Below are 10801 nucleotides of genomic sequence, written 5' to 3' on the forward strand. Positions count from 1 at the left end.
TGGATTCAGGACGGTTTTCTATTGCCTTTTTTAAGTCTTAACTTCGAAAATTTTTGACCTCATGGTCTTGACATATTACCGTAGGTCTTTTTAAAAACTGATGTTTATTTTTTACGAATGGGTAAAAGTTACTTTCGCTCCAGAACTTATCCACATTTCATTTGTAATAAATGAATAATTATGTGATGTACTTTAGTTTGAAATAAATATGATTGCCCATATTGGGATGTAAAGTATCCGCCTTTTCAAAATTAAAAACCCCTCAGCTCCCTGTAGATGTAATTACTGCAAAACGGCTATGCTTTGGACGTGTATGAAAGTTTTCCAGAGTAATATTATTTCAGGGTGTCCAAAACTAATTGACGCAGATTATGTAAACTTATCTCATGAGTTTCTATCGGTATTTGTGTGTAATCAAAAAATTCTAAAATTTCCTCTTCTTTGAAAGTTTTTATTCCAGTATCCAAGAGCAGGATTCGCTCATAAAAACCAAAATTTTGACGGGCGGTAATACTATCCCAGCCAAGCCCATTTATAAAAATACTTTTCCAATTTTCAAGCCATCCCGGGGTAAGAAAAAAAGTTTTAGCTTCTTGATTTACAAAATTTATTTTATCTCCCAACAACATATCTATGCAATTTTGTGCCGGTATTACTGTTGCTTTATAATTCTGAGCTAACACTTTCATCTCCGGATGACATTGTAATCCGTAAACAAGAAATAATTTTTCACTCTTTTTTTGCTGATTTGCAAGAGTACTTTCTAATTCAGTTTTTAGCTTATCAAAATCCACATGTAATGCAGGCTCAAGATATATACGTTCAGGCACATTGTTCCTGTTCCCAATCTCTTTAAAGATTTGTTCAAGCTCCTTTTGTAAAATACCGCAACAAATAAGACATTTTGACATCTTTACCAATCCTCCCACACATTTCTATATGGTAATATTATAAGCTTGCACTTTTGCGCAAACGTGTAAAAAATTTTACATTAGGATTTGCTTCTTTTAGTTACAATTTAAGTAAACTCAATCGAATCAAACTACAGTAAATATCAGCTGCTGCTATTTGAGCTCAAACCTTGACGAGAGTAAAATGTTGTTTTATAAATTGAAGAAAGGTGAAAGAAATGAAACGTTGTTTACTCTGTCTAAAAGAATTACCAATTTTTCAAGGATTAGACTTATCGGAGTTCGTTAATGTTTGTTTAAGCACCTCAAAAAAGCGAGTAAGTAAGGAAAGTTTTTTATTTTGTCAAGGAGACCCTGTTAATACTGTATATTTAATTAAAGCAGGTAAGTTTAAACTTGTACAGGTTACAGACGAAGGGCGGGAAATAATCTTTGACGTTATTGGACCTGGAGAAGTACTTGGCGAGACTGCATTGTTTCAAAATTTGGACCAGGAACACATTTTTAGTGCGGTCGCTATGGAAGATGCAATGGTCTGTTGTTTTAGTCGCCAGCAGTTTGAAGATTTACTTAAAAAAAATCCTGATTTTGCCATAAAAATTATAAGATATCTTGGGCAAAAATTATATTAGACTACACAACACGTAAGCGGAGTTATAGGTATATCTGTAAAAGAAAAATTGCTGCGATTATTAAATAAATTTGCTGAAGAATATGGCAGAAAAATTCAAAGTGGAACAGTAATAGAGTTAGAAATAACTCAACAGGAATTGGCTAATATGATTGGAGCATCGCGGGTAATGGTTGCACAGGCTCTGAAAGAATTACGGAATATAGGCATCTTAGCTCGTTCGGGAAAGTGGTATATTTTAAAAAATGACTCATGTATTGAAAAGCACTTTTCAAAAAACGATTTTTAGTTATTGAAAAGCATTTTTCTTTGCAAAAAGATTAATTGAACGCTGGAAGAAAGAATTACATTTTTAACAGTATGGTTGGAAGTTATTGGGGAGGCGGAGGGTCATCTCAGCCTCCCTACTTATTTTTCTATTTTTTCGGTAACAATGTATTTTATATTCTAGGAAAGTCAATCTCTACTTGCAAGGTATCTAAAAATTTATTGAAAGAAGTATACAGGTCAACAACGGAAAGTAATTCCACAATCTGGGCATCACTGTATCCAAGAGCCTTGATTTCATTTAGTTCGGCTTCAGAGATATTATTAGGTTCTCTAGTTGCTTTAACTGCAAAAGTCAAAACTTTTTTTAATTCAGCAGGAATATTTGCGTCATCGATATTTTCAATTATTTGTATTATTGTCTCTTTGGGGATTCCAAGCATTTTCAAGGCAGCACTATGAGCTCTAACGCAGTAATTACAACCGTTTGCGCGGGAAACTACTACCGCTACCATTTCTTTTAATTCTCTATTTAGCTCCCCTTGCATCATTACTGCTTTGACTTTGTTCCAATTAGCCTCAAGTATCTCGGGCTTCAATGCATAAGTTTTAAACAAATTAGGAACCATGCCAAAATGTTTTTTGATATCTTCGAATACTTCTCTTACTTTTCCAGAAGCCTCAGTTACTTCAATCATTTTAACTCTCGCCATTTTTGTTCCTCCTTTTTAAAATAACTTTATACCTGATTCCAATTATAAATAAACTTAAAACTTAAATTGTAAAATATTTAACTTTTTTGATTAATTTTTTTGACTGAACAACAGATGGTTAATATTCATCTTATCGGCAAAGCTTATTTAATCTTTCGATACTGATAGGCAAACGGTTACTTTCAATGAAAAATTTCAAAAAAAATTAAAATGAAGTAAAAAATTTTACAACCTCCACCTGTCAACTGCTTTATATTAATTTAAAACAACGCAAAAAGGAGGTGAATTTAAATGGTTATCACAAAAGAAATTCAAATGTTAATACCCAAAGCCCCTATAATACCTATCGTTACTGTATCCCGCCAGGGAGAACCGCACCTGATTGTGGTAGGACAAGTAAAGGAAATCCGGGAAGATGATACTCTTGTTTTCGGCATCTATAAAATGAAAACAACGCAACAGAATATTCAGGATAATGGGAAAATGCAAGTAGTAATTGCTACTCGTAAGGGTGGACCCAAAGGTTACAGACTTATCGGAACTGCCACTATAGAGGAGCAACAGGTTTTATTTAAAGCTGAAAAAGCGGAGGAATTACTGTAAAATACATGCTATAAAAGGAGGCACCGGCATTTATGCCGGTGCTGTTATTTAAACGTTAAAAAGGGGAAGTGATACTTTTGTTGACTGAGGAGTTACTTAAATTTAGTCAGACATTGCAATTATCGGCAATTGGTATTGCACCGGCAATACGTTATGAAAACGCACCAGAAGGGCACCGTCCAAAGGATTTTTTACACAATGCTCGTAGTGTAATAACCTTTGCTTACCACCTTAATAACGGGCCAATCAATAACCTTCCTCAAACCAGGAATCAATATATGATAGAATTTGAAGTTGCAAACCGTATCTTACTTGAAGCGGCACACAAAATTGCGCGTTTTTTAGAAATACGAGGATTTGAGAGTATTCCCTTTGGCCCAGAAGCTGCTATTGGGGATTATTCACGTCTTAAAGGCGATTTTTCCCATAAACATTCAGCCGTTCTTTGCGGTTTAGGGAAATTTGGTATCAATAACCTTTTAATTACTCCTGCTTATGGACCACGGATACGTCTGGCAAGTGTAATTACCACTGCCGAATTAGCATATAATGAACCTCTAACTGGTGATTTTTGTAAAAAGTGCTTGAGATGTGTAAAGATATGTCCTACTGGTGCATTAGAAAACTGGGAAAAAAATTATTCTCCGGAAACCGGATGGACAATTAACAAGGAAAAATGTGCTCATTATATTTTTGTTGTAAATTCCGGGAAACGTTGTGGTTTATGTGTTTCCGCTTGCCCATATCCTGTGCAAAATTGTAATGGGAAAAGGAACATTTGACATAAGCTACTTACCTGAACACCTAGCATGGTTTGCCGTAGATGGGAGGTAACTGTGTTGCGGCTATTACCTGAATCATTTCCTTTAGGGTCACATTAAACCCAATGGCACCTAATATTATACTTTTGATTTGGTTCTTTGGACTCATCTTTATTTATAACTGTACTCCATTTAGACTTTTATACCGGCAAGAACCTTTTCCCTTTCATTTTTCCAATCTTAAAAATAGCTTCGACGTATTTTCCAAATTCCTTTAAAAAGAAAAAACCTGCTCAAAAAAGCAAATATTTTCTATGGTTCATAAATCATCTTCCGGGTCATACCACCATCGATCACCAGATTTGCTCCTGTAATGAAGCCATTCTCCTCGGCTGTAAGAAAAAGACAGGCCCGGGCTATATCTTCGGGTTTTCCCACCCGCCCGGCAGGGTGCTGAAGGTGGTCAATTTCCCGGAGTTTTTCATATTCCCCGGTCTCAATCCATCCGGGACTTATGGCGTTAACCCTTATGCGGTCAGGGCCAAAAGAAATCGCCAGCGCATGAGTGAGAGCAAGGATACCGCCTTTTGAAGCTGCATAGCTTTCGGAATTGGGCTCGGACATGATGGCTCTGGTGGAGGCTATGTTTACTATGGCGCCTCCACCGCCTTTTCTCATAATCTTCGCCGCTTCCCGGGCACACAGAAAGGTGCCACGCAGGTTAGTATTGATAACGCTGTCCCATTCTTCCACAGTTAGGTCATAGGGTGACTTCCAGCACCCGAACCCCGCATTGTTTATGAGAATATCCAATCTGCCGTATCTCTTTTCAATCTTTTCCATCAGGGTAATAACGTCCTCGGGCTTACTGACATCGGCCAGGACCGCCATGGCCTCACCGCCTTCCTCGCTGATAAGCCTCTCTGTTTCCAGCGCTTCCTGAAAATTACGGTCGGCAATGACCACTTTCGCCCCATGTTCGGCATACATCTTGGCAATGCTTCGTCCTATACCCCGGCCGGAACCTGTAACCACCACTACTTTGTCCTTGAAACCCATCTTGCTCTCTCCTCCCAGGTCTTTAAAGTCTCAGTGAAGGCGTCGAAAAGATTAAAAGGTCGCTGGAATCTTACATTTTCTCTATGCCCTTCTTTACGGATAAAATGTGTGTATACAAAAATTATTTAGGTTATCCGTTTGTACCTTCAAAGGCAATTAGTGCTGCTCCAAGCGCACCAATAATCTGAGGTTCAGCGGGGATTACAAGTTTTTCCCCAAGCTTGCTTTCGATTGCCGTAACTACCCCTTGATTTTTGGCAACGCCACCAGTCATCATATATTTGCCTTTTCTTCCTATTCGGTCAACCAGGGAAACTGCTTTTGAAGCCACAGATTTGTTAAGAGCATGGATTATATCCTTTTGATCCTTATTTTGAGCAATAAGAGATATTACTTCCGATTCCGCAAATACTGTACACATACTGGTAATTGTGATATTTTCTTTTACTTCCGCATGTACTTTGGCCATTTCATGTATTGAAATACCTAAAGTCCTCGACATCACTTCTAAAAACCGGCCTGTCCCGGCGGAGCATTTATCATTCATTACAAAATCAATAACATTGCCGCTCTCATCAAGCCTTATTACTTTGCTATCCTGTCCCCCTATATCGATAACGGTCCTTACCCTATTGTCTATAAAAAATGCCCCTTTACCGTGACAGGTAATTTCGGTGACCATTTTTTCTGCAAAGGGAATGCTTACTCTTCCATATCCTGTAGCTACTATCGATGTTATATCCTTTTCCTTAATTCCTGCATTGTTTAATGCTATTTCAAAAGCTTTAAAGGCACTCTCTAACGCCTTAGGCCCCGTTGGTATAATAGAATATGATATTATGTTTTTATTTTCATCAATAATCACGACATTCGTAGAAGTAGAACCACTGTCAATTCCTGCAAAATATCCTTTTTTAGCTTTTTTTTGTTCCATTTTTTTAATGTCAGTTGCTTCAAAAAAAGCATCTATCCTTGTTAAAATCTGTCCACTGTTAGAATCAGTATAGTCAGTTTCGATTTTTAAAAAAGGGATATTTAACTGACTTTTCATTTCAGCATACTCATAAGAATAATAATCACAGAACTTTATAGTGTTGTAAATTATACCCTTGAAGTCTTTATAGAAGAACTTACTCCGATCTTCCGCCATTCTCATGCAGGGCGTTAAATTAAGAAGCGATGCCGCATAGCCTTTTAATAAATTATCTTCTGATTCAATATTGAATATTCTGTCTTCACCTGTACATGTAAAATTTATAATATTTACTGAGCAGGAATTTTTAATTTTTTCTACAACATCATCTTTGAGTCTTGCACCTAAAATTGCAATACTTTCAGATGATTTTTGTGTCTTTTTGAAGGATGATTTATCTTCTAAAATCTTCAAGAAATTTTCTACGGTAAAGCCTTTTTTCTTAAATGCTTTATACGCATCTATAAATTTAATAATTTCTTTATAAAAAACATCTACCGCAAAAGTATCTTTTTTTCTGGGGAGGTCCAGAATATAGATAAATTTTACTCTATCTTTTAAAACATCATAAAGTCTTTTTATACTGTCACAACAGCTGGTTAAAATCACTTCTTCAATATTATTTTCAATAATATTTTCCAAGACTCCTTTCACGAAACTGCACGTATTTGTATGAAGCAGGGCTTCGGCACGTTCATAAGACTTACATCCTGATTCAATCCTTACCGGTTTTTCTCCAAAAGCTTCGATAATTTCCACCGGAGTATATTTACAAACGTAACCTACCAAGTTTTCACCCCCTAAGGGCATTACTAAAGCATTTCAAGAAAAGCTTCCAGCCTCGTCCTGTTCTGCCCCATCTGGTTATTTCTTTTATCTACACAGTCGCCATCTAAATAAAGAAATGGGATACCCATTTTTGTCGCAAGTTCTTTAATGATAAATGTTCCACCTATGGACTGCTTACAGCCAAGGTGGCAAAACTGTATTATTCCATCTGGTTTTATCTTTTCAATTAATTCTCTAATTCTGGTAACTTTTCTCTCCATTTCACCATTGAAAGTATTTAAAATAAGTTTTGCAGCAATTCCGCGAAAAGGGTCCTTTTCGTCAATTTCCTCAAGATAATCAAAATTTAAATCACTTCCAGTAATATGAAATTCATTACTAAAATTAAAATAATCTTGAAAGTTTTTCTCAAATATAGGAAGAAGGTGGAGAAAAAATATACTTTTTCCACTTCTTGGGGGAGCATTTTTTATATCGTCGAGCAGCATTTCATAAAACTTTAATATCTCTTTGCTCCCAATAAATATATGAGATGCAAAAAGCATATACATTTCAAAAGTCATTGGAATCAAAAGGGTTTTTTCTTTTAAATAATTTAAATACTTATTTATGAGGGTTCTTGTCTTATTTTCAATTTTTACAACTTCCCTTAATTTATCAAGATCAAGCTTTCTCTTAAAAACTTCTTCAAGTTTTTCCACCATTTCTAGAAGCTGGTTTTTTACATAAGCTACGGCTTCTTTAGAGTACTTATAAGGCACATCGATAATATATAATGGAACGTTTTGTTTTTTAGAAAGATACCTGAAGGTAGGTACGTTTGCATCACAAATGCTGGAAGTGGTTAGCATAAATTCTGGCTTTTTAAGAATTTTAAGCTCATTGGCACCGATAAAAGTTTTATGATAACTACATAAAGTATTTGATATCCCCCTGGATTCGGCAGTATCAATAAGATAATCTTCAATAAAAAAACCTGACATAAAAGAAGAATATGCTTCAATAAATAAGGGCTTTATATCCAGAGCAATTAAAAACTCACAGGGTGAAAAAATGTTTACCCAGGCAGAATTTTGAGGATTTTCTAATGAATCTTTTATACTTTTTATACAGTATTTAGTTAGATAATGTAAAGAATTGGGCCCCCTTTTATCTTTAAAAATGCTTACATAGTAATAAGCAGTGGCAAGGCCAAAATTTATAAGTTTATTTATTTTTTCAGGTTTATCCATATTTCTTTTAATAATATTGCTGTAAAACCTAACTACATCCATTTTCATCACTGCCTCTTATCCCCAAGTTTTTTATCGCCAATTTACCCGCTCCCGGGCTTTCTTGACCGCCGTATCGGGAAGGCTCACTACCTCCATCCTCGGTATCCCGCGGTTTATGTCTACCTTCACTATTTCCCATTAATACCATTTAAGGTAACGGTATGGACATTGGAAAGCCTTTTATTTCCCTTTTTGCCCTTTTTGTTTCTTATTCGGCATCTTTTCCAAAATTCCTTTAAAAAGAAAAAACCCTGCTTAAAAGCAGGAATGTTTGCGCTATTTATTTCAAACACATAATACAAGGTAAACTGCATTTAATTATAAAATTAACAGTTTTTGGCTCTAACACATGAAGGCATACATCTTAGCCGCTCTGTCCAGTCGGGCCCAGCGTCCTTTATCCGGAGCCTGAGCTTCTTTCTCCAACTCGGCTACCAGTTTGTCCGAAACCACACAACCGTGAACTCTATTCCTTGTTCATTACTCTGGCTCTGTACCTAGAGGCATAATATAGAAGTTAACGATTAAGGAAATATTCCATCCCATACTCCCTTTATTTCCCTGATACTCAAGCCGAGGGTTCATTTGGGAAATGAATTCGAGAACATGAATAGTCTCAAGGTCAACGACCAGCTTGGGGCAACCTGCATAACCGAAACTTGGTAGTCTCCCGACATTACAAGAAGATTTCTGCTCCAGGCCCAATCCAGGCATACAGCTGGCTTTCGATCTGGTTGCGGTTTTTATCTTTATGGGTAAAATGGCGAGATTAAATTACAAATTATAAGCAATCCGAAAACCTTCATGTATAGCTTCTATTATTTTCCTTGGTTTGACACAGTCTCCGATAGGATAAACAGGTATTCCTTCACTTTCAAGAAGCTTCAGTAAGTCATTCTTTGGCTTCGATCCAACAGCAACTACTACCGTATCAATACCGGTTATTTGTTCCATTCCATTTTCCTTTTCAATAATAACTCCATCTGCTAAAATTTCTTTGACTTTGCTCTTTGTTAATATTTTTATTTTCTTCTCAACTAACCTTTTAAGTAACAGGGCTTTAGTTAAAAGTCCAATATCCATCGCTATATCATCTAACATTTCCACAACGATAACCTGTTTGCCTCGATCAGCAAGATATTCCGCTGTTTCACATCCTACCAGTCCGCCACCAATAACAACCACTTTTTGCCCAACATTAGCTGAACCATTTAAAACTTCATGGGCAGTAACAACATTTTCCCGTTCAACTCCTGGGATCTGGGGAATTACTGGTTCTGAACCGGTCGCTACAATTACCGCATCTGGCTTAATTTCTTTAATTAACTCTATTTCTGCTTTTTTACCTCTCTCAATTACAACACCATGTTTTTCTACTTGATTTATTAAATAATTAAGCAAATCATTTATTTCATTTTTATGAGGTGGTATAGCAGCAATCCGCATTTGGCCACCTAATTCCTCTTCTTGCTCATAAAGAACAACTTTATGTCCCCGTAAAGCTGCTACCCTTGCTGCTTCTAAACCAGCGGGACCACCGCCAACTACTAACACCTTCTTCTTTTTTTCTGCTGTAGTTTCTAAATCGAATTCGGTTTCATGACCGGTTAAGGCATTTACTAAGCAGGTAATATCAATATCTTGAAATAAACGGTCAATACAACCCTGGTTACAACCGATACATTTTCTTATTTCTTGAATCCGACCTTCAGCTACTTTTCGTGGCAATTCTGGATCACTTAACAGAGCCCTTCCCATAGCTACTAAATCAGCTTTACCTTCACGAATGATTTCTTCAGCCATTACCGGATCCTTAATCCGACCAACAACAATTACGGGTACCTCCCCGTTAATCGCTTTCTTAATAGCCGCAGCATTTTCGATGAAACAACCTTGGGGTATTGCTGCAGGTTGTATAATCATAGCCGATGACTCATAAACCCCTCCTGAAATGTGAATAGCATCAATTCCCACTTCCACCAGCTTTTTAGCAATAACCTTACTCTCCTCAAGAGTAATACCTCCAGCAACATATTCTTCTGCACTCATGCGGTAAATAATTGGAAAGTCTTCCCCCACTTCTTCTCTGACCTTTTTAATTACTTCAATGGGGAATCGCAGCCTGTTTTCTAAGTTCCCCCCATATTCATCGGTTCGCTTGTTACTATAGGGCGACAAGAACTGATTAAGGAGATAACCATGAGCCCCATGAATCTCAACCGCATCAAATCCTGCCTCCTTAGCCCGTCTTGCCGCTTGCCCAAATGCTTCAATCAACTCTTTTATTTCCTCTTTAGACAATTCCTCGGGCATTTCTTGTTTAACCGGACAAGGAATAGGAGAAGGAGCAACAACATTCATTCCGGTAACTTTTGAAGTTGTCTGTCTTCCGGCATGATAAAGTTGCACTGCAATTTTTGCTCCGTAAAAGTGTACTGCCTCAGTCAATTTCCTCAAGCCAGGTACTAATTCATCCTTATAAATACCTAATTGGTTTTTAAATCCCTTTCCAGTTGGATGAACATAACTTGCTTCAACAATTATTAAACCTACTCCGCCTTTAGCTCTTGTTTGATGATAGGCTTTAAAACGTTCAGTAACAGCCCCATCGGCGGCAGCAAAATTTGTAACCATCGAAGGCATAACGATCCTGTTTCTCAACTTCATTGGTCCAATCTGGATTGGTTCTAAAAGCTTTTCAAAGATAACTTCACTCATCAAAATGTTACCCCCTCGTATAATGATTTTAGAAATAATCTTTAAACGGTAATAAAAACCGTTTAGATTTTATAAAAATTGTTCTTTGAAAACTGGAAATTA

11 protein-coding genes are annotated in these 10801 nt (G+C 36.7%); 4 read left to right on the top strand and 7 right to left on the bottom strand.

Translation table 11 applies throughout. The annotated features are described in order from the left end of the window. Nucleotides 1–335: 335 nt before the first annotated feature. Nucleotides 336–911, bottom strand: coding sequence for a DUF1638 domain-containing protein (locus tag cpu_RS09060; RefSeq protein ID WP_075859694.1), 576 nt, complete (start codon nt 909–911; stop codon nt 336–338). Between the two features lie 218 nt (nt 912–1129). Between cpu_RS09060 and cpu_RS13815 the strand changes: the two genes are divergently transcribed. Then, nucleotides 1130–1543, top strand: coding sequence for a Crp/Fnr family transcriptional regulator (locus tag cpu_RS13815; RefSeq protein WP_200800671.1), 414 nt, complete (start codon nt 1130–1132; stop codon nt 1541–1543). Between the two features lie 48 nt (nt 1544–1591). Next, nucleotides 1592–1831 (top strand): helix-turn-helix domain-containing protein, encoded by a 240-nt coding sequence (locus cpu_RS14285; protein ID WP_200800672.1) that lies wholly within the window; start codon nt 1592–1594, stop codon nt 1829–1831. Between the two features lie 151 nt (nt 1832–1982). Here the strand turns inward: cpu_RS14285 and cpu_RS09070 are convergent, their stop codons facing one another. Continuing rightward, nucleotides 1983–2522, bottom strand: coding sequence for a carboxymuconolactone decarboxylase family protein (locus cpu_RS09070; protein ID WP_075859695.1), 540 nt, complete (start codon nt 2520–2522; stop codon nt 1983–1985). Nucleotides 2523–2813: 291 nt separating this feature from the next. On the opposite strand from cpu_RS09070, the gene cpu_RS09075 reads away from it, so the two are divergent. Both cpu_RS09075 and cpu_RS09080 read left to right on the top strand, forming a co-directional pair. After that, a complete protein-coding gene (locus cpu_RS09075) occupies nt 2814–3125 on the top strand; it encodes a pyridoxamine 5'-phosphate oxidase family protein (protein ID WP_075859696.1) in 312 nt (103 codons plus the stop codon). An 80-nt stretch (nt 3126–3205) separates the two neighbouring features. After that, nucleotides 3206–3907, top strand: a complete 702-nt coding sequence (locus cpu_RS09080) for a 4Fe-4S dicluster domain-containing protein (RefSeq protein ID WP_143299315.1) — start codon at nt 3206–3208, stop codon at nt 3905–3907. A 291-nt stretch (nt 3908–4198) separates the two neighbouring features. On the opposite strand, the gene cpu_RS09085 is transcribed toward cpu_RS09080, so the two are convergent. The 5 genes from cpu_RS09085 to cpu_RS09105 form a co-directional block, all read right to left on the bottom strand. Beyond that, nucleotides 4199–4945, bottom strand: a complete 747-nt coding sequence (locus cpu_RS09085) for an SDR family NAD(P)-dependent oxidoreductase (protein ID WP_075859698.1) — start codon at nt 4943–4945, stop codon at nt 4199–4201. A gap of 130 nt (nt 4946–5075) precedes the next feature. Next, nucleotides 5076–6707 carry an acyl-CoA dehydratase activase gene (locus tag cpu_RS09090; protein WP_075859699.1) on the bottom strand — a complete coding sequence of 544 codons (1632 nt, stop codon included), beginning with the start codon at nt 6705–6707 and terminating at the stop codon, nt 5076–5078. 23 nt (nt 6708–6730) lie between these two features. Continuing rightward, nucleotides 6731–7981, bottom strand: a complete 1251-nt coding sequence (locus cpu_RS09095; protein WP_075859701.1) for a 2-hydroxyacyl-CoA dehydratase subunit D — start codon at nt 7979–7981, stop codon at nt 6731–6733. A 30-nt stretch (nt 7982–8011) separates the two neighbouring features. Further along, entirely contained in the window at nt 8012–8110 is a 99-nt protein-coding gene (locus cpu_RS14350; protein ID WP_439951474.1) for a hypothetical protein, read from the bottom strand. Nucleotides 8111–8755: 645 nt separating this feature from the next. Beyond that, nucleotides 8756–10699 carry an oxidoreductase gene (locus cpu_RS09105; RefSeq protein ID WP_234970227.1) on the bottom strand — a complete coding sequence of 648 codons (1944 nt, stop codon included), beginning with the start codon at nt 10697–10699 and terminating at the stop codon, nt 8756–8758. Nucleotides 10700–10801 lie beyond the last annotated feature (102 nt).

The sequence above is a fragment of the Carboxydothermus pertinax genome (assembly GCF_001950255.1).
Taxonomy (GTDB): domain Bacteria; phylum Bacillota; class Z-2901; order Carboxydothermales; family Carboxydothermaceae; genus Carboxydothermus; species Carboxydothermus pertinax.

What these genes read in the sequence shown, in the direction of transcription:
- cpu_RS09060 (WP_075859694.1), bottom strand. Translation starts at nt 911, where the DNA reads ATGTCAAAATGTCTTATTTGTTGCGGTATTTTACAAAAGGAGCTTGAA.
- cpu_RS13815 (WP_200800671.1), top strand. Translation starts at nt 1,130, where the DNA reads ATGAAACGTTGTTTACTCTGTCTAAAAGAATTACCAATTTTTCAAGGA.
- cpu_RS09070 (WP_075859695.1), bottom strand. Translation starts at nt 2,522, where the DNA reads ATGGCGAGAGTTAAAATGATTGAAGTAACTGAGGCTTCTGGAAAAGTA.
- cpu_RS09075 (WP_075859696.1), top strand. Translation starts at nt 2,814, where the DNA reads ATGGTTATCACAAAAGAAATTCAAATGTTAATACCCAAAGCCCCTATA.
- cpu_RS09085 (WP_075859698.1), bottom strand. Translation starts at nt 4,945, where the DNA reads ATGGGTTTCAAGGACAAAGTAGTGGTGGTTACAGGTTCCGGCCGGGGT.
- cpu_RS09095 (WP_075859701.1), bottom strand. Translation starts at nt 7,981, where the DNA reads ATGGATGTAGTTAGGTTTTACAGCAATATTATTAAAAGAAATATGGAT.
- cpu_RS09105 (WP_234970227.1), bottom strand. Translation starts at nt 10,699, where the DNA reads ATGAGTGAAGTTATCTTTGAAAAGCTTTTAGAACCAATCCAGATTGGA.